The 22,995-nt window shown below is 61.2% G+C and carries 25 protein-coding genes; 22 read left to right on the forward strand and 3 right to left on the reverse strand.

Annotated elements, in window-relative coordinates; genetic code table 11:
• From dnaA to QWI75_RS00025, 5 genes are all read left to right on the forward strand, one after another.
• Positions 1-1,347 carry a chromosomal replication initiator protein DnaA gene (dnaA, locus tag QWI75_RS00005; RefSeq protein WP_289266624.1) on the forward strand — a complete coding sequence of 449 codons (1,347 nt, stop codon included), beginning with the start codon at positions 1-3 and terminating at the stop codon, positions 1,345-1,347.
• A 20-nt stretch (positions 1,348-1,367) separates the two neighbouring features.
• A complete protein-coding gene (gene dnaN / locus QWI75_RS00010; RefSeq protein ID WP_289266625.1) occupies positions 1,368-2,492 on the forward strand; it encodes a DNA polymerase III subunit beta in 1,125 nt (374 codons plus the stop codon).
• 120 nt (positions 2,493-2,612) lie between these two features.
• Positions 2,613-5,090 carry a DNA topoisomerase (ATP-hydrolyzing) subunit B gene (gyrB, locus tag QWI75_RS00015; RefSeq protein WP_289266626.1) on the forward strand — a complete coding sequence of 826 codons (2,478 nt, stop codon included), beginning with the start codon at positions 2,613-2,615 and terminating at the stop codon, positions 5,088-5,090.
• Positions 5,091-5,191: 101 nt separating this feature from the next.
• On the forward strand, positions 5,192-7,666 hold the full coding sequence (gyrA, locus tag QWI75_RS00020; RefSeq protein WP_289266627.1) for a DNA gyrase subunit A: 2,475 nt from the start codon (positions 5,192-5,194) through the stop codon (positions 7,664-7,666).
• Between the two features lie 44 nt (positions 7,667-7,710).
• Positions 7,711-8,361, forward strand: coding sequence for a hypothetical protein (locus QWI75_RS00025; RefSeq protein ID WP_289266628.1), 651 nt, complete (start codon positions 7,711-7,713; stop codon positions 8,359-8,361).
• Here the strand turns inward: QWI75_RS00025 and QWI75_RS00030 are convergent.
• Positions 8,300-8,797, reverse strand: coding sequence for a DciA family protein (locus QWI75_RS00030; RefSeq protein ID WP_289266629.1), 498 nt, complete (start codon positions 8,795-8,797; stop codon positions 8,300-8,302). The two genes, QWI75_RS00025 and QWI75_RS00030, sit on opposite strands and share 62 nt — an antisense overlap.
• Before the next feature lie 83 nt (positions 8,798-8,880).
• On the opposite strand from QWI75_RS00030, the gene smpB reads away from it, so the two are divergent.
• Both smpB and QWI75_RS00040 read left to right on the forward strand, forming a co-directional pair.
• A complete protein-coding gene (smpB, locus tag QWI75_RS00035) occupies positions 8,881-9,366 on the forward strand; it encodes an SsrA-binding protein SmpB (RefSeq protein ID WP_289266630.1) in 486 nt (161 codons plus the stop codon).
• 93 nt (positions 9,367-9,459) lie between these two features.
• Positions 9,460-10,623, forward strand: coding sequence for a DNA-methyltransferase (locus tag QWI75_RS00040; protein WP_289266631.1), 1,164 nt, complete (start codon positions 9,460-9,462; stop codon positions 10,621-10,623).
• Here the strand turns inward: QWI75_RS00040 and QWI75_RS00045 are convergent.
• Positions 10,605-11,126 carry a hypothetical protein gene (locus QWI75_RS00045; RefSeq protein WP_289266632.1) on the reverse strand — a complete coding sequence of 174 codons (522 nt, stop codon included), beginning with the start codon at positions 11,124-11,126 and terminating at the stop codon, positions 10,605-10,607. The genes QWI75_RS00040 and QWI75_RS00045 overlap by 19 nt on opposite strands.
• 463 nt (positions 11,127-11,589) lie before the next feature.
• Positions 11,590-12,009, reverse strand: a complete 420-nt coding sequence (locus QWI75_RS00050) for an ester cyclase (protein ID WP_289266633.1) — start codon at positions 12,007-12,009, stop codon at positions 11,590-11,592.
• Between the two features lie 713 nt (positions 12,010-12,722).
• Here QWI75_RS00050 and QWI75_RS00055 point away from each other — a divergent pair.
• From QWI75_RS00055 to QWI75_RS00125, 15 genes are all read left to right on the forward strand, one after another.
• A complete protein-coding gene (locus QWI75_RS00055; RefSeq protein ID WP_289266634.1) occupies positions 12,723-13,778 on the forward strand; it encodes a S1C family serine protease in 1,056 nt (351 codons plus the stop codon).
• 238 nt (positions 13,779-14,016) lie between these two features.
• Positions 14,017-14,763 (forward strand): pirin family protein, encoded by a 747-nt coding sequence (locus tag QWI75_RS00060; protein ID WP_289266635.1) that lies wholly within the window; start codon positions 14,017-14,019, stop codon positions 14,761-14,763.
• Positions 14,753-15,166 (forward strand): thioredoxin, encoded by a 414-nt coding sequence (gene trxA / locus QWI75_RS00065; RefSeq protein WP_289271623.1) that lies wholly within the window; start codon positions 14,753-14,755, stop codon positions 15,164-15,166. Before QWI75_RS00060 ends, trxA begins: the two co-directional genes overlap by 11 nt.
• A complete protein-coding gene (locus tag QWI75_RS00070) occupies positions 15,163-16,044 on the forward strand; it encodes a pirin family protein (protein ID WP_289266636.1) in 882 nt (293 codons plus the stop codon). The genes trxA and QWI75_RS00070 overlap by 4 nt, the downstream gene beginning before the upstream one ends.
• A gap of 35 nt (positions 16,045-16,079) precedes the next feature.
• Positions 16,080-16,742: a DsbA family oxidoreductase gene (locus tag QWI75_RS00075; RefSeq protein ID WP_289266637.1), complete on the forward strand. Its 663-nt coding sequence runs from the start codon at positions 16,080-16,082 to the stop codon at positions 16,740-16,742.
• Between the two features lie 23 nt (positions 16,743-16,765).
• The gene (locus QWI75_RS00080; RefSeq protein WP_289266638.1) at positions 16,766-17,206 is read left to right on the forward strand and encodes a VOC family protein; all 441 of its coding nucleotides are present in this window, start codon (positions 16,766-16,768) and stop codon (positions 17,204-17,206) included.
• The gene (locus QWI75_RS00085; protein WP_289266639.1) at positions 17,203-17,574 is read left to right on the forward strand and encodes an ester cyclase; all 372 of its coding nucleotides are present in this window, start codon (positions 17,203-17,205) and stop codon (positions 17,572-17,574) included. The genes QWI75_RS00080 and QWI75_RS00085 overlap by 4 nt, the downstream gene beginning before the upstream one ends.
• A 44-nt stretch (positions 17,575-17,618) precedes the next feature.
• Positions 17,619-18,326: an SDR family oxidoreductase gene (locus QWI75_RS00090; protein WP_289266640.1), complete on the forward strand. Its 708-nt coding sequence runs from the start codon at positions 17,619-17,621 to the stop codon at positions 18,324-18,326.
• Positions 18,327-18,341: 15 nt separating this feature from the next.
• The gene (locus QWI75_RS00095) at positions 18,342-18,776 is read left to right on the forward strand and encodes a hypothetical protein (RefSeq protein ID WP_289266641.1); all 435 of its coding nucleotides are present in this window, start codon (positions 18,342-18,344) and stop codon (positions 18,774-18,776) included.
• Positions 18,777-18,946: 170 nt separating this feature from the next.
• Positions 18,947-19,393, forward strand: a complete 447-nt coding sequence (locus QWI75_RS00100) for a VOC family protein (RefSeq protein ID WP_289266642.1) — start codon at positions 18,947-18,949, stop codon at positions 19,391-19,393.
• Between the two features lie 350 nt (positions 19,394-19,743).
• Entirely contained in the window at positions 19,744-20,082 is a 339-nt protein-coding gene (locus QWI75_RS00105) for a hypothetical protein (protein ID WP_289266643.1), read from the forward strand.
• A 185-nt stretch (positions 20,083-20,267) separates the two neighbouring features.
• Positions 20,268-20,564 carry an antibiotic biosynthesis monooxygenase family protein gene (locus QWI75_RS00110; protein WP_289266644.1) on the forward strand — a complete coding sequence of 99 codons (297 nt, stop codon included), beginning with the start codon at positions 20,268-20,270 and terminating at the stop codon, positions 20,562-20,564.
• Between the two features lie 117 nt (positions 20,565-20,681).
• Positions 20,682-21,068 (forward strand): DoxX family protein, encoded by a 387-nt coding sequence (locus QWI75_RS00115; RefSeq protein WP_289266645.1) that lies wholly within the window; start codon positions 20,682-20,684, stop codon positions 21,066-21,068.
• 9 nt (positions 21,069-21,077) lie between these two features.
• On the forward strand, positions 21,078-22,421 hold the full coding sequence (soxC, locus tag QWI75_RS00120) for a sulfite dehydrogenase (protein WP_289266646.1): 1,344 nt from the start codon (positions 21,078-21,080) through the stop codon (positions 22,419-22,421).
• Positions 22,414-22,971: a c-type cytochrome gene (locus tag QWI75_RS00125; RefSeq protein WP_289266647.1), complete on the forward strand. Its 558-nt coding sequence runs from the start codon at positions 22,414-22,416 to the stop codon at positions 22,969-22,971. The genes soxC and QWI75_RS00125 overlap by 8 nt, the downstream gene beginning before the upstream one ends.
• Positions 22,972-22,995: the final 24 nt, after the last annotated feature.

The following is a 22,995-nucleotide window of genomic DNA, read 5'->3' on the forward strand; positions in this document are numbered from 1 at the left end:
ATGACTCTCGCAAGCTTATGGGACGACACATTGGCCTATGTGCGCGAACGCGTCCCGAGACAAGTGTTTGAAACATGGTTCGCCCCAATCCGTTTGGAGGCTCTCGAGGATAGCGGAGCGAAAATCGTGGTCCCAAATAAGTTCTTTGGAGACTGGCTCGGCGAGCACTATGGGGATCTTCTCGGAGATGCGATCGCCAGGGTCAGAGGGGGGCCGAAGGTCGATGTCAGTTTTACCATCGAGAAGCCGAGACTGGAAGAAAGTGAACAGTCCGGCGAGGTGGTCGGCACGGTTCCCAAGGGAACGGTCGCTCCAAGGGGACGGAAGCATGCTCACCTGAATCCCAAGTACACGTTTGGAACATTCGTGGTCGGTGGCAGCAATCAATTCGCCCACGCGGCCTGCATGGCGGTGGCGGAACAGCCGGCGAGAGCCTACAACCCCCTGTTCATTTACGGAGGGGTTGGGTTGGGAAAGACGCACCTGCTGAACGCCATCGGAAACCATGTGGCGGAACGGACGGACCTCCGGATCGCCTATGTCACGACCGAGCAGTTTACAAACGAGGTCATCAATTCGATCCGCTACGACAAGATGATCGACCTCCGCCGCCGGTACCGCAACGTGGATATGCTGTTGATCGACGATATTCAATTTTTGGCCGGGAAGGAGCGGACACAGGAAGAGTTTTTCCACACCTTCAACGCGCTCTATGAAGCCCACAAGCAGATCGTGGTCACGAGCGACCGGTTTCCGAAGGAGATGCCTGACATCGAAGAGCGGCTGCGGTCCCGATTTGAATGGGGCCTGATCGCGGATCTCCAGGCGCCGGATGTCGAAACGCGGATCGCGATCCTGCGCAAGAAATCCGAAGACGAGGGGGTGACCTTGCCGGAGGAGGTCGTCCAGTTCCTCGCCAACAACATGAAGAGCAACATCCGTGAGTTGGAAGGGTCGCTGGTCCGGCTGGGGGCCTATTCATCGCTGACCGCGCAGCCCATCACGTTGGAGATGGCCAAGACGGTGCTGCGGGACGTGATCGGCGACAAGAAGAAGATCATCGCGCTCGACGACATCCAAGAGGCCGTGAGCGCCCGGTTCCACGTGAAGATCGCCGACCTGAAGTCGCGCCGCCGGAGCAAGACGCTGGTGCAGCCCAGGCAGATCGCCATGTACCTCTGCCGGGAACTGACGGATGCATCCTTTCCGGAGATCGGGCGGCACTTCGGCGGCAAGGACCATACGACGATCATGCATGCCTGTAAGCAGGTGGCGAAGGCGCTGGAGGCGGACGCGACGTTGCGAGCGACCCTGGAAACCTTGAAGGAACACATCACGCGCGGGTAGCCGCGTTCGGGGAGCGAGAGATGAAAGTCAAGATTTCACGCGATGAGTTGCTGGTGGCCCTGCAGCGTGTCCAGGGCGTAGTGGAAAAGCGCAACACCATGCCGATTCTCTCCAACATCCTCTTGGAGGCAAAGCAGGACGGCATCGAGGTCAGTGCAACGGATCTGGAGATCGGCATGAGGGCCCTCTACAAGGCCACCGTGTCGGAAGCCGGAATGCTGACCGTGTCGGCCCGCAAACTGTTCGAGATCATCAAGGAATTGCGGGACGGCGAAATCGAGTTGGCAACCGCGGAGAACAACTGGCTGACGATTCAGGCGGGCAAGAGCCAATTCAAGATCGTGAGTCTCCCGGCCGGCGACTACCCGGCCCTGCCGGCCATCGACAAGGAGGGGCTTACGCCGCTCACCAGTTCGAACCTCTTGGAACTCATCCGGAAGACCCTCTTCGCCGCCGGCGATAACGATGCCCGCTATATTCTGAACGGTCTCCTGGTCACCTTGGTGACCGGAGACAAGAAGACCACGTTGCGGCTCGTCGGCACGGACGGGCATCGGCTGGCGGTGGCGGAGCAGGAAGTTGCCGCGGGATCCAAGGAAGCCCCGAAGGAAATCAAGGCGATTATCCCCAAGAAGGCGGCGCACGAAATCCGCCGGCTCTTGGAGGAAGGCGGCGACGGCGAACCGCTGATCGGCTTCACGAAGAAGTTGATGATCTTCCGGAAGAGCGGCCTCTTGCTGACCTCCAGCCTGATGGAGGGCAACTATCCGAATTACCAACAGGTCATTCCCAAGGAGAGCGACAAGCGCATTCTCGTCGACCGGGTCGAGCTTGAAGGGGCTTGCCGGCGGGTGGCGGTGCTGGCGCGAGACAAGGCCAACGCCGTGAAGGTGACGTTTGCGCGGGGCACGCTCACGCTCTACGCCAACAATCCCGATTACGGCGAAGCCACCGAAGAATTGCCGGCCGAGTACAAGGGCGAGACCCTGTCCACCGGGTTCAACGCCCGGTATCTGCTCGATGCGTTCGGGGTCATGGACGGCCAGCAGATCTCGCTTCAGATGGACAATCCGCTCAGCCCCTGCCTGATTCAGGAACGCGAGAGCCCGGGGTTCAGGTGCGTGGTGATGCCGATCAAGATATGAGATCGTCAACCGTCAATGGTCATGCGTCAGTGGTCAATCGCACAGTCAGTCGATTCACACGATTTCTCGGCCTTCCCGCGATTGACGGTTGACGAATGACGCCTCGCTGCTAGGAGACGAATGGCCGATCACAACCACGAAGATCAAAGCCAGTCCGCGGGCGAATCCTACGGGGCCGAATCCATCAAGGTGCTTGAAGGGCTCGATGCGGTCCGGAAGCGCCCGGCCATGTACATCGGGAGCACCGGCCCGGACGGCCTCCATCACCTGGTCTATGAGGTGGTGGACAACAGCGTCGACGAGCACATGGCGGGCTTCGGCGAGTCGATCGAGGTGACCATTCACATCGACGGCAGCGTGACCGTGGTGGACAACGGCCGGGGCATCCCGACCGAGATGCATCCGACTCAGAAGAAGTCGGCGGCGGAGGTGGCGCTCACGGTCCTGCACGCGGGCGGCAAGTTCGAGCAGGGCGCCTACACGGTGTCCGGAGGTCTGCACGGCGTCGGCATTTCGGTCGTGAACGCGCTCTCGGAATGGCTGGAGCTGGAGATCTGGCGCAACGAACAGGTCTTCGAGCAACGTTACGAACGGGGGAAGGCGCTGGCGCCTCTCAAGGTCACGGGTAAAACGAAGAAGCGCGGCACCAAGGTGACGTTCAAGCCGGACGGGCAGATTTTCGAGACGCTCGATTTCAGCTTCGATGTGCTGGCCGAACGTCTGCGGGAATTGGCCTTCCTAAACAAGGGATTGGCCATCACGCTGGCCGATGAACGGCGCGAGAAGGAACAGACATTCCACTACAAGGGCGGGATTGTTTCGTTCGTCGAGCACCTGAACGAAGCCAAGACGCCGCTGCACAAGCCGATCTACATTTCCGTCCAGAAGCCGGACCACATGCTGGAGGTGGCGGTCCAATACAACGACGGCTACTCCGAAAACCTCTTTTCCTTCGCCAACAACATCAACACCCGTGAAGGAGGCACCCATCTGGTCGGCTTCAAGGCGGCCCTCACCCGGACGATTAACAACTACGCCAACGCGAACGACCTGCTGAAGAAGGAGGTGGATTCGCTCACCGGCGACGATGTCCGCGAAGGGCTCACCGCCGTGGTCAGCGTGAAGCTGCGGAATCCCCAGTACGAAGGCCAGACGAAGTCCAAGCTCGGCAACAGCGAAATGAAGGGGATCGTCGAGGCCGCGGTCAACGAGGCGCTCGGGAACTACTTCGAGGAGAATCCGCCGGTTGCTCGCAAGATCGTCAACAAAGCCGTGGACGCGGCAAGGGCCCGCGAGGCGGCGCGGAAGGCCAAGGATCTCATCCGGCGCAAGAGCGCGCTGGACGGGGGCTCCCTGCCCGGCAAGCTGGCGGACTGTTCCGAAAAAGATCCAGCTCACAGCGAACTGTTCATCGTGGAGGGCGATTCGGCCGGCGGGTCAGCCAAACAGGGCCGGGACCGGAAGTTCCAGGCGATCCTGCCGCTCAAGGGCAAGATCCTCAACGTCGAGAAGGCCCGGTTCGACAAGATGTTGGCGAGCGAGGAGATCCGGACGCTCATCATGGCGCTCGGCACCGGAATCGGGCAGAAGAAGGAAGACTCGGAGAAGGCCAAGGACGACAAGGAAGCCTTCGACATCGCGCGGGCGCGCTACCACAAGATCATCCTCATGACCGACGCGGACGTGGACGGCAGCCACATCCGCACGCTGCTCCTGACGTTCTTCTTCCGGCAGATGCCCGAGCTTATTGAGCGCGGCTTCATCTATATCGCCCAGCCGCCGCTGTTCAAGGTGAAGAAGGGCAAGACCGAGCGGTATTTGAAGGACGAGCCGGCGCTCAACGATTACCTCTCCGACCTGGCGGTCGAAGGCGTGGAAGTCTACGTCGAGAGCGGGCAGGATTTTGTGACAGGCCGCCGCCTGCTGCCGATCCTGAAGAAGCTGATCTCGTTCGAAGGCTTGATCGCGCGCTACAACCGCAAGCAGCAGGATACCTCGCTGGTCCGAGCCTTCGTGGACGAACCGGGGCTGGACCGGGAGCTGCTCAAGGACCGAGCGGCGCTTGAGAACCTGGTGAGGAGCGTGACGCAAACCCTCGCCGTCTTCTATCCCAAGGCCGTGCCATCGTTCGAGATCCTGCCGGACGACGAGCACCAGTCCAATCGAGTCCTCTGCCGCGTCCAGACCAGCGGCGTGATGCGGTCGCTGGAACTCACGCACGACCTGGTCGGCTCTGCGGATTTCCGGGAATTGCAGAAGCTCGCGCCCTCGGCGATCGGGCTCGGGCGGCCGCCCTACAAGGTGAAGGCCGAAGGAGCCCAGACCGAATATCCCGGCACGGCCGAATTGCTGCACGCGATCCTCGAACAGGGCAAGAAGGGCCTCAACATCCAGCGCTACAAGGGCTTGGGCGAAATGAATCCCAGCCAGCTCTGGGAGACCACGATGAACCCAGAGACCCGCACGCTGCTCCAGGTGAAGCTGGAGGACGTGACGGGCGTGGACGAGATCTTCACGATCCTGATGGGCGATGAAGTCGAGCCGCGACGGGATTTCATCCAGCAGCACGCGCTCGAAGTGCGCAATTTGGATGTGTAGGAGTGACCGTCAGTCGTCAAGCGTCAACCGTCAAGCGAAGTGCAGAGCCCGCTTGGGTACACGATTGACGGATGACGATTGACGAATAATCAGGAGCCAGCATGCCGATTGATGAGCGCTTAGGCCAGATCAACATCGAAGACGAGATGCGCTCGTCCTATCTCGATTACGCGATGAGCGTGATCGTCGGTCGCGCCCTGCCCGATGTCCGGGACGGGCTCAAGCCGGTGCATCGCCGCATCCTGTTCGGCATGAACGAGATGGGGTTGGCGCACAACCGGCCCTACCGCAAGTCCGCCAAGATCGTCGGCGAGATCATGGGGAATTACCACCCACACGGCGACGCGGCGATCTATGACACGCTCGTCCGGATGGCGCAGGACTTCAACATGCGCTACACGCTGGTGGACGGCCAGGGCAACTACGGCTCGGTGGACGGCGATCCGCCGGCGGCCATGCGCTACACCGAGGCGCGGCTCACCAAGCTGGCCGAGGAGATGCTGGTCGATATCGACAAGGAAACGGTCGACTTCAGCCCCAACTATGATGAATCGCGCGTGGAGCCGAAGGTCCTGCCGGCGAAGATGCCCAACTTGCTCATCAACGGCGCGGGCGGCATCGCCGTCGGCTATGCGACGAACATTCCGACGCACAATCTGGGCGAGATTATCGACGGCCTGCTGCTGTTGTTGGAAGACTCGACGGTCACCATCGACCAGTTGATGAAGAAAATCCCCGGGCCGGATTTCCCCACCGCCGGCTTCATCTACGGCAAGCAGGGGATCAAGGATGCCTACCATACCGGACGAGGCCTGCTGACCCTGCGCGCCAAGGCGGTCATCGAGACCGACGAACGGACCGAGCGCGAGCGCATCATCGTCACGGAGATTCCCTTTCAGGTCAACAAAGCGAAGCTCATCGAAAAGATCGCAGAGCTGATCCAGGAAAAGCGGATTGAGGGCATTTCGGACCTGCGCGACGAATCGGACCGGGACGGATACCGGATCGTGATCGAGTTGAAGCGGAACGAGATTCCGCTGGTCGTGCTGAACAACCTCTATAAACACACGCAGATGCAGACCACGTTCGGCGTGATCATGCTGGCGCTGGTGAGAAACCGCCCCGAGGTCCTCAACCTCAAGCAGATCCTCGAACACTTCGTCGAGCACCGGCGGGAAGTCGTGGTGCGTCGCACGACCTACGAGCTGCGCAAGGCCGAGGAACGGGCTCACATTCTGGAAGGGCTCAAGATCGCGCTGGACCATCTGGACGCGGTCATCACGTTGATCCGCCGGGCCGCCTCGCCGGACGAGGCCCGCGGCGGGTTGATGCGGAGCTTCAACCTGTCGGAAATCCAGGCCACCGCGATCCTGGAGATGCGCCTGCAACGGCTCACGCAGTTGGAGCGGGACAAGCTCATCGAGGAATACACCGAGACGCTCAAGCGCATCGAGTATTTGAAATCCGTACTGGCCAGCGAGGCCCTGGTCCGGAAGATCATCAAGGACGAGCTGACCGAGCTCAAAGAGGAATATCAGGACCAGCGGCGGACGCAGATCGTGGCGGAGGCCGCGGAGATCAACGTCGAGGACTTGATCGCGGAGGAAGAGGTCGCCGTCACGATCACGCATGCCGGCTACATCAAGCGCAACCCTGTGTCGCTCTATCGCGCGCAGCGCCGCGGCGGCAAGGGCAAGATCGGGATGGGCGTGAAGGAGGAGGACTTCGTCGAAACCCTGTTCACGGCCTCCACCCACGAGTACCTGCTGTTCTTCACCGACGCGGGCAAGGTCTACTGGCTCAAGGTGCATGAGGTTCCGGAGGCGGGTCGGGCCTCCAAAGGCAAGGCGTTGGTGAATCTGCTGGCGCTCGCGGCCGACGAGAAGGTGACGGCGACGGTGGCCGTGAAGGAATTCCGGGACGACCGATTCGTCGTGATGGCCACGAGGCAGGGCGTCGTCAAGAAAACGGAGCTGTCGGCCTTCAGCAATCCGCGCCAGGGCGGCATCATCGCGCTGGGGTTGGAAAAGGGCGACCGGTTGATCGCCGTGGACATCACCGACGGCCAGCGCGAGATCCTGATCGGCACGCGCCGGGGCATCACCATCCGGTTCAAGGAGGAGGACGTCCGCCCGATGGGCCGGACGGCCTACGGGGTCAAGGGCATCACGTTGGAAGAAGGCGACGAAGTGATCGGCATGGAAACCATCACGCCGGATTCCACCACCGCGATTATGACCGTCACGGAAGGCGGGTACGGGAAACGGACGCCGGTGACGGAGTATCGCATCCAGGGCCGCGGCGGCAAGGGCATCATCAGCATCAAGACGACCGAGCGAAATGGGCTCGCCGTCGGGTTCCTTCAAGTTCGGGACGGCGACGAGGTGATGGTGATGACCGCGCATGGCAAGGTGTTGCGTTGCAAGGTGGACGATATCCGCGAAATCGGCCGGAACACGCAGGGTGTGCGCCTCTTGGATTTGGAAGGCGGCGATGACCGCGTCGCCAGCGTCGCGCGGCTGGCCGAAGTCGTCGATCGCGAGGAAGAGGGCGAGGACGCCGGCGGCAACGCGTAAGTCGATCCCTCACCAGGTCATCCCCACCGGTCGCGTCCTATCCGATGAACCAGCCGGCTCCCCGTCGCAACGCTTCCAGCTCGACCTGGCCGTTCGGATGGTGGTCCCGGCTCGATACGGTTGTGAAGCTGGGCTTGAGCGTGTTTGTCGGATCGTTCCTCCTGATCTGGGGCGGCATGTACCTGAGCAGGCCCGACCGGAGTATCCCCCCCTACAGCATCGGGTCGCAGGAAGGGACGGCCGTGGCCGTGCACGTGCCGCCCTGGACGAGCGATCCGGAAATCGAAACCTTGATCCGGCGGTTTCGCAAGGTCGCGCACGAGACGCGGAACTTCGGCGCGATGAAGATCCAGCCGACCACGCCGAACGATCCCGAGGGGCGGTATCAGACCATCACGCTGTACATCTTCCCGCATGACGCTTGGGCGGAGCCCCAGATGCTCCACCGCTACCTGGCCGCGGCCGATTCGGCGGAACCGGCGGAACGGGACTTTCGCAAGTCGTTCGAGAACGCGGTGCGGGGGTACTATTCGTTGCAGGGCGACCAGGAAGAAGGCCGCATCGGGCCGTTGCTGAAGGACGGCGGCAGCGCGGCGACCGCGGCCTACTCGCGCGAGTTGTTCAAAGGGTCCGTCACCGATCCCCTTCCCGCGTCGGCTGAGCCGTCACGAGCGCCTTCGCTATCACCGCTGTGAATCTGGCGCGCAGCTCGGGGTCCAAGATCCGGCCGGTCCGGCCGGCAACTTCCTGCACGATCTGTGGGGAAGGCTCGGGGTACGGCTCAACGAGGGATTCCGCCGAATCGGAAGCCGGCAACGGAATGCGCGACAGGTCGCCGATGCGAAAGAGCAGATCCTGCACGAGATCCTCCCCGACCGATACGCGGATCTGCCGCAAGAGATCCGGCTTGAGAAACGCCAGTTGCTGCATCCAGACCGAGTGGTCGACCAGAACGGACAGCTTACGGTAGCGGATCTGTTCGGGCCTCGTATGGGCCGCCACCTGTTCGCCCACAATCTCCACCCAATCGCGGCGGAGCCGCTGTTCGAGGAGCTTGGCCCTGATGCCGAGACGTTCCGCCACGGCGTCGAGAATCGTGCTGAAGGAATCAAACCCTTTCGGAGGCGCCATCGTGGGGGCATCTTAATCAGCCCCCGCAGACGGGTCAACCTCATCTTTCGGCCCTCGAACGGGCATGGTAGAGTGCGGGTCCCATGGCCAAAGGCGACAAAGAGAAGGACAGCGAGCGCTACAAGATCGCCGCGACCAACCGCAAGGCCTATCACGATTACGCCGTCGAAGAAACCTTCGAGGCCGGCATCGTGCTCCGCGGCACGGAAGTGAAGTCGATCCGGGAAGGGCGCGTCAACCTCCAAGACAGTTTCGCCGCGATCAAGGACGGCGAGGTCTTCCTGCACAACTGCCACATCAGCCCCTACAGCCACGGCAACATCATGAACCACGACCCGACGCGCTCGCGCAAGCTGCTGCTGCATCGGAAGGAAATCAACAAGCTCATGGGGCGGACCCAACAGAAGGGCCTCACGATCGTGCCGCTCAAGATCTATTTCAGCAAGCGCGGGCAGGCGAAGGTGGAAATCGCTCTGGCCAAGGGCAAGAAGCACTACGACCGGCGGGAATCGATCAAGTCACGGGAGGCTGGACGCGAAGTGGCGAGGGCGATGAAGGAAAGGCGGTGAGCGGTCTATGATCCTACGAGGAAGTCTCTCGGTTGCCTCACCTTGACAGAAGACGTCTAGACGTCATAGTCTTCCTCTCACCTCATCATCCCTATGTCGGTGACGAACGCGAAACGACGGCCCGGAGAAGTCAGAGACGCCATCATTTCGGTTCTTTCTTCGACAACCCACGGCGCTTCTGTTCATCAGATCGAACGGCACGTCGCGAATTTGATCGGAAGCGCGGCCCGCTCCAGCGTCCGTTCCTACCTGCGACTCAACACACCGTCCCTGTTTGTGCGCACATCCAGGGGGCACTATGGGTTACGGACAACCGCAGAGGGGAGGAGTACCGAGCGGGTTGCCGAGACCCGCCCAGAATATTGGCGCAGTTTTTCTTACGGAGGCTCCCACCTGCTCGAAGCCGATTGTCTGGATTGGCTTCGGGCTCAAGCATCGAATAGCATCCATGCCGTCGTCACCGACCCGCCCTACGGCCTATTCGAGTACTCCTCGGAGCAGCAGGAGAAGCTGCGGAGCGGAAAAGGGGGAGTCTGGCGCATTCCCCCTTCGTTTGACGGCACGCGCCGTTCCCCGCTTCCACGCTTTACGATACTGTCCACCCAAGACCTTCGGGCGCTGGAAGGATTCTTTTACGAATGGGCTCGACTGCTGATGCCGGCATTGGTGCCGGGAGCGAACGTGGTGGTCGCGTCTAATCCGCTTCTTTCCTACGTCGTGTCCGGTGCGCTCGCGAGGGCCGGCCTCGAACGGCGCGGGGAAATCGTGCGTCTAGTGATGACCATGCGCGGCGGCGACAGGCCGAAGGCGGCACATGAGGAGTTTTCGGGAGTCAGCGTCATGCCTCGTTCGATGTGGGAACCATGGTTGCTGTTCCGAAGGCCGCTCGAAGGGCGTGTGCAGGATAATCTTCGCAAGTGGGGCACAGGAGGATTTCGAAGACCTTCCCAGGACAAACCGTTTGGAGACGTGATCCCGTCAGCGCCGACCCATAAATCCGAACGGATGCTGGCGCCGCACCCCAGCCTCAAGCCCCAGCAGTTTCTGAGGATCGTGGTCCGTGGCGTGCTCCCGCTGGGAAAGGGAATCGTGCTGGATCCATTTTGCGGGGCTGGTTCAACGCTAGCGGCCGCCGAAGCCGTGGGTTATCAGAGCATCGGAATTGAGAAAGACCCCCATTACTTCGAGATGGCACGGCGGGCGTTGCCCAAGCTGGCTGGCTTCAAGAACGGAACGCACTATTCCCTCAACTTGTAAACCCAATTCTTCCGTAGCTTCTCAATGCCCTGCCGGTGCAAGGTTGCGGTACGGGTTCCGAGTTCGCTGCGGGGGTTCTTCCTGAAATCCTTCAGGTCCACTTTTCCGAGATAGATCTCCGTGAATGTCATCGGCTTGCGATCTCTAGCAGGCTGGGTTACCCCGTCCGTTTCATAAACAAAGACGCACATCCATTGGGTTCGCGCCCCATGTGTATCCACGGCGCCTCCTGACTTCCGAGTCGTCTTGACCTCTACCCCCTCCGTTCCAGCCTTCACCCTGTTGTCCGGGTAGATACCATTGACGATTAAGTCGGGATGCCCATTGTGATAGAGATTTGGAGTAAGGGTCCGTGAATGTTTGGCGAGACTGGCGGTCAGCATGTCCGATAGGAGCCCAGACATGATGGCAGGACGCAGCATATCATCAAGTCGCAGGAGACCTCTGTCCACCAGCCCACGATTGATGTCGTAAAAGAAATCGTAGACATCCTGCATGGCCATCTCAAAATCTTTGAGGCGGAGTTCGAATGGTAACGTGGCTTGGGTATTGAATCGCGTGGAATCGACGTGATTGCGGGTGATGGGCATAGGAGATAGATTCGCAGGTCGCGCGGCGCCGCAGTCTAACTCTGGTGAGGGGACTCGTCAAATGACCGGCAAATACCCGCCTTGATTCCAAGGCCCTCTCGCATGTTCTCTAGTCCCTGCACTCGCTGCCCGCGCGCAGGGTTAATCCTGCCCCTTCGTCACGATAGACATCGTGGTACAGCCGATCGCTCCGCGGAGCAATGCCCACACCTAGATCACTCGCCACGTCACAAGCCGCTTCATCGCATACCTCGCCGCGAGAAGAGCAGTACTCTCTCCCGAACTTAACCGCGAAATCATAGATGAGAGGCCCATCAAGGACAAGGGTAGGCTACAGGTTCACTAAAAGGCGATAGGGCGATATGGGAGAGAGGGTTCAGATCAGCTTGCCAAGCTGGCGCAGCAGTCCCAGGCCGTCCGACAAGTGCCACTGCTCGACGACCTTTCCGTTGACGAACCGGTCGATCTGGAAATGTTTGACGGCGACGCGCTTGCCTGTCGGAGGGAACCCGAAGAAGTCGCCCTGATGCGTGCCGTAGAGCGTATACCGGGTGGCCGCCTTGTGCTCGGTTACCACGCGATCTTCGATGACGATCTTCAAATCGGGAAAGGCCCGGCGGAGCATCACGACCAACGGCTTCACGCTGCCGGGTCCTGTGCCGAGATTCGGCAGGATGGGAATGCGATCGACGTATTGCGGATCGATGATCTCATCGAAGACCTCCAGCCGGCCCCGGTTCCATCCCTCGTCGAAGTACCGTTGCATGACGGTCTTGTTGAGTTCGACGGCGTTCATGTCAACGATCTCCTTTCACGAGGAAGGAGCCCTCCAGGCGACGACGAAAGATCAGAAGAAGAGTCTGTCGGAGCGACGGACGGATCATGACGAGATCCAGGTGAGGCAGCGGCCGTCTCGGCCATGTGCCTACCAGGAAGTGCCTTGAGAATTCCGAGATGAAGCGGGAATGAATGGAAGTACTAGGAAATCAAATGATTGTAAGTGTAATTGGATGCGGGCCGGCAGGCCAAGTAATTTGCGAATCTCGGGAAACGGCGGGATCTTGTGCGAAGAAGCAGTTTGAAAATTTCTCCCGGGTTTAATCCTCCTTAAATACCTCATTAAGGTCTCTACAGACGCGGCTGCGAGGCGCCTTTTGATCATCCTTCATTCCTCACGCCAACCCTGCCGCTAGACACCTATCCACAGATCTCACACTAATTTCTCAAACTACTTGGAGACCATCGCCATCGTCGCATCCTTGCAGTCTGCTTGGTCAAAACACTCCGTTCAGATTACCCCCTTGACTCTGTTCTAACTAGAACTATTATACTGGGGTGCCTCAGACGGCCTCGATTGGCTATTGATTAGGCGAATGTTCTGGGCCAGGCTGGAAACCGCGAGGGGGTCGCGAGGCCTTTGCAATGGCATGACCACCACCAAACAAGACCGGTGATGGTTCAGGCCGGCATTGATAGGACTTTCGTAAGCGAGTGCGAAGGAGATGGGCGATGGCACCGAGCCTGACCCTCATAGAAAACGAGCGATCATGGGATCGAGACCAGGCGCAACGGAACCGGTTTGCCGGTTCTGATGAGGGCCTGTTGGATGCCTATTCGCAAGCCGTCATCCAGGCGGCCGAACGGATCAGCCCATCGGTCGTCAATATCGAGGTGAGCAAAGAACAAACGGGTCGGTGGACACCTGAAAGGCGCGGCCCGGGCGGCCTCCATGGCAGCGGCTCCGGCTTCGTCTTTACTCCGGACGGCTTTACGTTGACAAACAGCCACGTCGTTCACGGGGCGGCCGAGGTTCAGACGACGTTGCCGGACGGCCGGCGGGTCCAGGCCGACCTGATCGGCGATGATCCCGATACGGACTTGGCGGTGCTCCGGATAGATGCGCCGGGCCTCGTGCCGGCGGAGCTCGGCGATTCGCAGAAGATTCGAGTCGGCCAAGTGGCGATCGCCGCCGGCAATCCCTACGGGTTTCAATATTCGATCACCGCCGGCGTCGTGAGCGCGCTCGGCCGCACCTTGCGCGGGGCCTCCGGGCGCCTGATCGACAACGTGATCCAGACCGACGCGGCGCTGAACCCCGGCAACTCCGGCGGCCCGCTCGTCGACTCGCGCGGGGATGTGATCGGCGTAAACACGGCGGTGATCCGCCCGGCGCAGGGGCTCTGCTTTGCAATCGGGATCAACACGGCGAAGTTCGTAGCGGCCCGGCTGATCAAGGACGGAAGAATCCGGCGCGGCTATATCGGCGTGGTGGGCCAGAACGTCCCGTTGCCTCGGCGCGTCGTGCGATTCCATGGACTGTTGGTGGAGAGCGGCATTCTGGTCGTCTCGGTCGAGCGGAACAGCCCCGCCGAGCGGGCCGGCCTCGTCGAAGGCGATGTGATCCTCGCCTATGGGGATCAGCCGGTCCGCGACGTGGATGGGCTGCACCGTTTGCTGGTGGAAGAAAAGGTCGGTCAACGGACGCCATTGACGTTCCTGCGCCGCGGCGAAAGGCTCGTGCGCACGATCATCGCGGAAGAGTCTAGCCCGCATTATTCACGATGACTTCTACTGCAACCGCCGATATGCCGCTGCGACAAGGCTGGCCGTGCCCGAAGGACGGCCAGCCGGGCGGGCTCGCCGCTCGCTCCCTCGACATACTGTCACAAGTATGCCTCAGGCTCTCGCAGCTCCGCGCGGGGGTACCCATTGCTCTTCTCCGTGCAATGGGTCCAACGCGTGGCATCTCCGCGGTTTCGTCACGAATTCTCGTGAATAATGCGGGCTAAAAGGAGGCCTGATCATGGAGACGGGACGCAGCACGACCCCGGCGATCGACATCCGTCGCGCAGCCGATCGGTTTCACACGCAGATCGGGTGGCTCGATTCGTGGCACAGCTTCAGCTTTTCGAACCACTACGACCCCTCGAACACCCATCATGGATTGTTGCTGGTGAGCAACGACGATCGGGTGAAGGCCGGCAGCGGGTTCCGCACCCATCCGCATCGGGACATGGAAATCGTGACCTGGGTGCTGGAGGGCGAGCTGGAACATAAGGATTCGGAAGGCCACCACGGCATCATCTATCCGGGATTGGCCCAACGCATGAGCGCCGGGACGGGCATTTGGCATTCTGAGATGAACCCGCATGCCAGCAAGGATGTGCACTTCATCCAGATGTGGGTCGTGCCGGATACGGAACGGATCACTCCGGGCTATGAGCAGCTCGATATCAATGGCCAGCTCGACAAAGGCGGGCTGGTCCCGATTGCCTCCGGAAGGGGGCACCAGGCCGCGATCTCGATTCGTCAAAAGGGAGCGGTCCTGTGGGGAGGACGGCTGAAGCCAGGCGGCACCGTCACAGTGCCGGACAACCGGTACGTGCATCTCTATGTTGCCGCCGGCGCCGTGCTGCTGGAAGGAGCCGGACGGTTGGAAACCGGAGACGCGGTGCGACTCACCGGAGCAGGAGCAAGGACGCTGACCGCCGATGCGGGAACGGGCGCGGAAGTGCTGATCTGGGAGACGGACGGATCGGATCGATTCTGACCGGCAAACGACGAAAGGAGAGCAAGCAATGGAGAGACAGGCAACCAAGACCGTGACCGGTGCGACGTTCGAGCAGGAGGTTCTGCGCTCCCCCGTGCCAGTGCTGGTGGACTTTTGGGCAGTCTGGTGCGGACCCTGCCGAATGGTCGCGCCGATTCTGGACGAGTTGGCGCGCGAATGGAACGGCGCCGTCACGGTCGCGAAAGTGAACGTGGACGAGCAGCCTGACCTGGCGCAGCGATTCGGGATTCAATCGATCCCGACCATGATCCTGTTCGACCAGGGACAGATCAGGGACCGGTTCGTGGGCGCTCTGCCAAAATCCAGAATCAAAGAGCGGATCGGGCAAACCGTAAACACGAGCCTGACGGCGCAGGTGTCGGTCACGGAGGTGTCATCATGACGATCAAGACGGTGGAGAAAGAGGTGCTCGGAGTCTATCAACCTGGGTCGAGGCATATGGTCGGGGACGGCTTCCCGGTGCGCAACATGATTCCGGGCGCCGGCGTGGACGAGCAACTGTCCCCATTTTTACTTCTGGACTACATGGGTCCGCATCAGTTTCCGCCGACCGACCGGCAGCTCGGCGTGGGCGAACATCCACACCGGGGATTCGAAACGGTCACGATCATGTATCAGGGGAAGGTCGCGCATCGTGATTCGACCGGGAGCGGGGGCGTCATCGGCCCCGGCGATGTGCAGTGGATGACCGCCGCCTCGGGGATCGTGCATGAGGAATTGCACGAGAAGGAATTTGCCAAACGCGGAGGGCTGCTGGAGGGTATTCAGCTCTGGGTGAATCTGCCGAAGGCCTTCAAGATGTCGAAACCGGGATATCAGACGCTGGTGAGCGACGACATTCCCTCGGTGGACCTTGGAGGAGGAACAAGCCGGCTTCGCGTGATCGCCGGAGAGTTCCGCGGCGTCAAGGGACCGGCCAAGACGTTCAGCCCGGTCCATTTGTACGATCTGCGGCTCGCGGCAGGGCATCAGGTTGAGCTGCCGCTGCCTGAGGGGTTCAACACGGCGCTCTTCGTGCTGCACGGGGAGGTGCTGGTGAACGGGTCGCAATCGGTGCGTGAAGTCGAGATTGCCCTGTTCGGCCGAAAGGGAGAGCGGGTGCTGCTCGACGCCAAAACGGACGCGACCATCTTGGTGCTGAGCGGAGAACCGATCGATGAACCGATCGCGCGCTACGGGCCCTTTGTCATGAATACGCAGGCGGAACTGGTCCAGGCCGTGGACGATTATCGGACGGGAAGGATGGGGCATCTGTCATGACCCTATTTTCTACCGGATCTGAAAGGAATTCTCACGTGGAGCAGCAGACAGCCGTTCATACCGTCGAGATCTACTCGGACGTGGTCTGTCCCTGGTGCTATGTCGGGAAGCGGCGCCTGGAGGCCGCGCTGGAGCTGGCCGGCCTTCAGGCCACCGTCCGAGTGCGGTGGCGCCCGTTCGAGTTGAACCCGACGATGCCAGGCCGGGGGATGGATCGCACGACCTATCTGGAGGCCAAGTTCGGAAGTCCACAGGCGGTGGAGTCCATGCTGGAGCACGTGCGGGAGGCCGGGCGCCAATCGGGCATCGCCTTCGCGTTCGACCGCATCCCGCGCACGCCGAACACCTTCGACGCGCACCGGCTGATCTGGTTGGCCGGAGAACAGGGCTTGCAGGACGCGGTCGTGGAGTCGCTGTTCAAGGGCTATTTCGAGGAAGGAGCGGACTTGAGTAACCGGAACGTGTTGTTTGATCTGGCGGCGAAGGCCGGCTTGGATCGGGAGGAGTGCCGGCGCTGTCTGGAGAGTGAAGCGAGCGAGAAGGCGGTCCGCGAGGAGGAGCAGCGCGGTCTTCGTTTAGGCATTCGCGCCGTGCCGCATTTTTTCATCGCCGGCGGGCCTGGTCTCTCGGGCGCCCATCCACCCCCGACGCTGGCCGCCTGGCTGCGCGACGGGTTGGCGAAGGCAGCAGTGCGGTAACGGTTGGGAAAGGAGGCACCGCCATGGCCGTTCATGTCTATGGCGTCAATCACATCGCCATCGAAGTGGATGACGCGAAGAAGGCCGCCGAATTCTATGCCGATGTCTTCGGCCTGGAGATGCTGCGCGGCGGCGAAGGCGCGGTCTGGTGCAAGCTCGGGGAGCATCAGTTTCTCGCGATCTTCGAAGTGCCGGAACTCAGGCCTGATCGCGTCAAGCACTTCGGCCTGATGGTGCGGGATGAGGGACAGATCGAGGATGTCAGGCAGAAGCTCGTGAACAAATACAAGATCACGCTGCATCCCGATTTTCGTTGCGACTTCCGCGATCCCTGGGGGAACCGGATTCAGGTCGGCGACCTCTCCGACGAATCGCTGGTCTGGCTCCTCCCCTACCGGGAAGTGCAGGATCTGGGGATTACCTTCACGTCAAACCGAACAGCAGGAAAGGAGAAGAAACGATGAGCACAACCAATCTTCAGCAACGGCTTCAAGGCCTGCTCGACCACATTCGCACCGGCAAGATCATCGAGGCCATGAATGAGTTTTACGATCGTGATACCGTCATGCAGGACAATGCCAACCCCCCGACCAAGGGGCTGGCCGCCAATATCGAGCGGGAGAAGCAGTTTCTGAACGGGGTCAAGGAGTGGAAGGGATTCAACGTGAAGGCCAGCGCGGCCGGCGACAACGTGACGTTCTATGAATGCACGATGGACTTCATCGCCACCAATGGCCAGCCGGTGCATATGGAGCAGGTGTCCGTGGCGAAGTGGAACAACGGCAAGGTCGTGCATGAGCGGTTCTACTACGATACCGGGAAGAAGGCCTGAGTGGCTCTGACGGTCACTCACCTTAGAGGAGCGGGAGGAGCAGGATGAGCGTCGAAGGCAAAGTGGTGTTGATCGCCGGAGGGTCCGGAGCCTTGGGGCGTACGATTGTCCCGGCCTTCCTGGCGGCGGGGGGCCGTGTCGTCACCGCCGACCGGAATCCATCCACCGATCACAGCGACGAGCGCCTGGCACTGAAAGCCGATGTCACAGATGAAGCCGATGTCCACCGTCTTGTGGATGAGGTCATCCGGAGGCTCGGCCGCGTCGATGTGCTGGTCAACCTGGTGGGAGGGTTTGCCTCGGGTCGTGTGGAGGACACGGATGTGGCCCTCTGGCAGCGGATGTTGACGACGAACCTGACCGCGGCCTTCCTGCTTTCCAAGGCCGTGCTACGGCAGATGGTGACAGGCGGGACCGGCCGCATACTGCATGTCGCAGCCTGGGCGGCGGTCGAGCCCTTCCCCGGAGCTGCGGCCTATATCGTCGCCAAGTCGGGACTGCTTGCGTTGATCAACGTGCTGGCGCTTGAGCTGAAAGGTTCCGGGGTGACCGTCAACGCAGTGCTGCCCACGACGATCGACACGCCCGCCAACCGGGCCAGCATGCCGGAGGCCGATCCCGCGACCTGGACCAGACCGGAATCGATCGCGGAGACGCTGCTCTTTCTCGCCTCCGACGAGGCCGCCCAGATCAACGGAGCCGCCGTTCCGATCGGCACAGGAGGCGGGGCGAAGCCGGCCGCAAAGCTATAGGTGAGGAGGCGAATCATGCCGGCTCAGAATCAGGCACGTGCGCAATTGGACGACCTGTCCCGCGCGCTGCTTCGTCTCCACAAGGCGTTGCTGGATGGCGAACGGCAGACCTATGAACGGCTGCATGGGCGGATTCCATCCAATGGTCAGTTCCTTCAGCTTGTGTTGGGGGATGGCTGGTTCGCCTGGTTGCGTCCCCTGTCTCAATTGATGGTCAGGCTCGGTGAGCTGGCCGAAGAGGAGGAGGCCTCGACAGGCGAAGAAATCGCGGCCCTGCTTGCGACACTGCGGACTCTCCTGACGCCGTCGGAAGAGGGCGATGGCTTCGGCCGTCACTATTACGATGCGCTTCAACGGGAACCGGACGTGGTACTGGCGCATGCGGCGGTCAGAACGTTGCTCCGGTCTCCCTCGCTCAACAAGGAGCCTGTCCGACATTACCGTTCGTGACGAGGCGAAGGAGGTGCGGCAAGATGCGAGGCCGCAGGCCCGAAAAAATCCGAGGTGTATTCGCTGGAATACATTGAGAATTATTTTGGGCCGAGAACGACGCAGATGGCTGCAGATCGTTCGACGCAGTAGAAAGGTCAATGTCGGACAGGCTCCTAGGAGTGAACGCAATGAAGGCTCAATATCTGGGACATGTGGTCTTCTATGTGAAGGATCTTCAGCGGTCGTTGGCGTTCTATCGTGACCTGCTGGGCTTCAAGGAAGTGGGCAGGATTTTTCACGGGCAGGCCGCCGCGCTCACCTCGGGACGGACGCATCACGAGCTATTGCTGATCCAGGTCGGCGATGCGCCCGGACCGCTTCAGGGCCGACGCCGTGGCCTCTATCACATCGGGATCAAGGTCGGCGACAGTCTGGACGAGCTGCGTCAGGCCAAGCGCGAGTTGGAAGAAGCGGGCATTTCCATCGACGGCATGAGCGACCATACGGTGAGCCAGAGCCTCTATCTGCGCGATCCGGACGGCAACGAGGTGGAACTCTACGTCGATGCGGACGAAGCGATCTGGAAGAATAACCCCGAGGCCGTCGTGTCGCCGATCAAGCCGTTGCGCTTGTAGAGCAGCTTTGACCAGGCTGAGCCGGCGCGTCAGAGGGCGCTCGCTGGGAATCGTTCTGAGTTTCGTCCTGCCGCAAAAGGAACTTATCCTCCTTACGAGAGATCAAGGTTCCTCCTCTCATCTTGTGCCGGCTTTTCGTCAGCGTGCCGTCATATCGGCACGCTTCTTTCGTCACAATTAACTGTGACGTGATCGAGTCAGATCAATGTCACTGGTTTCGCTGGCATCTACGCTGATTCCGCGGTGCGAGCGCGTGGAACGGTTCATGCCTTGCCTGCAGGCCGTCGGTGATTTCACCATAACAAGTCTGGATCGCGGTGGTCCAGGCCGCCATCAGAAAGGGGGTCATCATGCAGCGAATACTGATTGCAGGTCTTGCGCTCTTCACCCTGTGCCTGGGTATCTCAATCGGGCCCGCCTTTGCCGACGAGGACGATGGATCGAAGATCACGATCACGTCACCGAAGAACGGCGCTCAGGTCGGCGATACGTTCGAGCTGAAATATGAACTCAGCAAAGGTTCTAAGGCTGCGCACGGGCATGTCTATCTCGACGGCGAACCCCAGAAAAAATTCCCTGGAACCTTCAAGGGTTTAAGCAAGGGCAAGCACGAAATCAAAGTGCAAGCCGCGACCCATGACCACGATCACCTTGCCGCAAGCGACACTATCACGGTGGAGGTGCAGTGAGGGGCGTCGGCGGGGCGGCTGCGGCCGCTCCGCCGCCATCTGAACCAAGCAGATTCAGCGGTCCGGCTTCTTCAGCCGATCGTGGGCTCGGAGCTTGAGGCAACGGGTCGGACGTCAACCGCCGCTATCGGAGGCGCCCTCTCACCCGCGTCATTTCTGGAAGAGCCAAGAAAGGAGGGTGTGCTATGCCGGTAACCTTGATTAACGTGTTCGTCGTTCCGAAGGACAAGGAAGACGAGTTCGTGAAGTGGTGGCAGGACGTGAAGGCCGATATTACCAAGCAACCGGGGTTTATCAGCGGGAAGTTTCATCGAAGCATCAAGCCGGGCAGCAGATTCAACTTCATCAACGTGGCGATCTGGGACAATGAAGACGTGTACTGGAAAGCGTATGACAAGAGCGTCACGCCCATGAAGGCAAAGCTGGAGCAGTTGGGCGTGGAGATGACCCCGGCCCTCTATCACGTCGCTTTCGAGTATTGATTCAGGATAGACCGGTAATTGAGGCTCACCGAACTGAAACGCGGCAGTCGAGGATAACGGGTGATTTCAACAGGCGTCACCCTCGCAGCACATCCATCCAACCCAGGAGGTCACGACATGCCGACATTCATGCGATCGTTCCAGCCGCAGGCCTACGCGTTGCTGCGCATCATGGCCGGCCTGCTGTTTCTCTGGCACGGCACCCAGAAGCTGTTCGGCTTTCCCGGCGCCGCGCCCAACGTGCCGCCGTTCGTCATCGCCATTGCCGGACCAATTGAGCTGGTCGGCGGATTGCTCGTCATGCTGGGACTTTTCGCCGGATGGGCCGCCTTTCTGTGCAGCGGGCTCATGGCCTTCGCTTACTGGATGGTCCATGGGACCCACGGCCTGTTTCCGATTGAAAACGGCGGCGAACTCGCGGCACTCTATTGCTTCGTCTTTCTCTATATCTCGGCGCAGGGCTCAGGGATTTGGAGCGTGGATGAAGCCCGTAAAAGCCTATAAGGTCTCGGCATGAAGCCTCGCGAATCCGGTCAATCCGATGGGAGGTCCGGCACCGGCGGCCAAGGCGGTGACTTGCCCAAAGGGTCGGCCCCGGAACGGAGGGAGCTTGATCGGCGATCCTTTCTCGCCCGCGGGGTCTCGCTGGCGACGTTCGGGACAACGGCATTCTTGTATCGAACGGCCGGCGCGGCGGACTCCGAAAAGACGACCGACCCGATGCGGGTCCCGGGAGCCCCTCCCCGCCCCTACGGCGAGCGGTCGCCGTTTGAGAAACAGGCGCGAAAGGGACGAACCGAACCAAGCTCCTCCCACGGAAAGGACGTCACGGTTGCGGATCCCTTCATCTCGCTCACGCCGCTCCAGGACCTGCACGGGGTCGTGACGCCGTCCTCCCTCCACTTCGAGCGGCACCATAACGGCGTGCCCGCCATCGATCCCGCGCGCCATCGCCTGGTGATTCATGGGCTCGTTGACCGGCCCCTGATCTTCACGGTCGAAGAGTTAAAGCGGCTGCCGTCCGTCTCGCGCCTGACGTTCATCGAATGTTCAGGCAATACATGGCTGGGCTGGCAGGACGCGCAGGACCTGACCGTGCAGGATACTCATGGGTTGACCAGCACGAGCGAGTGGACGGGCGTGAAACTCTCAACCCTGCTGGACGCGGTGGGGGCTCGGCGCGACGCCACGTGGATGTTGGCGGAAGGCAGCGATGCGGCCGGACTCGACCGCAGTGTCCCGCTCACTGACGAAGTCTTGAACGAGGCCCTGATCTGCTACGGCCAGAACGGAGAAGCCCTCCGGCCAGAGCAGGGCTATCCCTTGCGGCTCCTCGTGCCCGGCTTCGAAGGCAACATCAACGTGAAGTGGCTCCGGCGGCTCAAGCTGGGAACGGCGCCGTTCATGACGCGGTGGGAAACGGCGAAATACACGGACCTGATGCCGGACGGCAAGGCCTATCAATTCAGCCTGGTCATGGAGGCCAAGTCAGTGATCACCGCTCCGTCGGGCCGGCAACAGATTCACCCAGGCTTTCGCGAGATTCGCGGGCTGGCCTGGAGCGGCCGTGGGCGCGTGACGAAGGTGGAGGTAAGCGTGGATGGCGGCCGCACGTGGCAGGAGGCGCGGCTCCAGGAGCCGGTCCTGCCGAAATGCCACAGCCGGTTCCGCTTCCCCTGGCGCTGGCAGGGACAGGAGGCGATCCTGCAGAGCCGATGTCACGACGAGACCGGCTATGTTCAGCCGTCGCGAGAGGACCTCATCAAGGTGCGCGGCACCCATTCGATCTATCACTACAACGCCGTTCACAGTTGGAAAGTCGAACGAGATGGGAAGGTCCGGAACGTCCATGTGTAGGTGTCTCGCGACGGGTCTTGTCTTGGTCGTCGCAGCCTTGGGCGGCACTCTGCCGGGCTCGTCCGCCGAAGAGCCGCCCGGAGCCTATGGGTTGGGAAGACCGGCGTCGGATGCAGAGATCCGAGCCTGGGACATTGATGTCGCTCCCACCGGAGAAGGATTGCCCCCGGGACAGGGCACGGTGAAGCAGGGGGCGCAGGTCTATGTGCTCAAGTGCGCCGCCTGCCATGGTGCGACTGGCAGGGAAGGTCCGCAAGATCGGTTGGTCGGTGGGCGCAATACGCTCGCGTCCGCTCATCCGGTCAAGACCGTCGGGAGTTATTGGCCCTATGCGACGACCCTCTACGATTACGTCCGGCGGGCCATGCCGTTTGATGCCCCGCAGTCGCTCTCGCCGGACGAGGTGTACTCGGTGGTCGCCTGGCTCCTGCATCAGAACGGGATCGTTCCCGAAGACGTGGTGCTGGACGCGCGCACCTTGCCGCAGATCCGGATGCCGAACCGCGATGGCTTCATCCAAGACCCGCGCCCGGATGTGCCGCGCCGATGATGCCTGGCTAAGCCGATGGCGCGC

Origin of the sequence: Nitrospira tepida, assembly GCF_947241125.1 — a bacterium.
GTDB lineage: Bacteria > Nitrospirota > Nitrospiria > Nitrospirales > Nitrospiraceae > Nitrospira_G > Nitrospira_G tepida.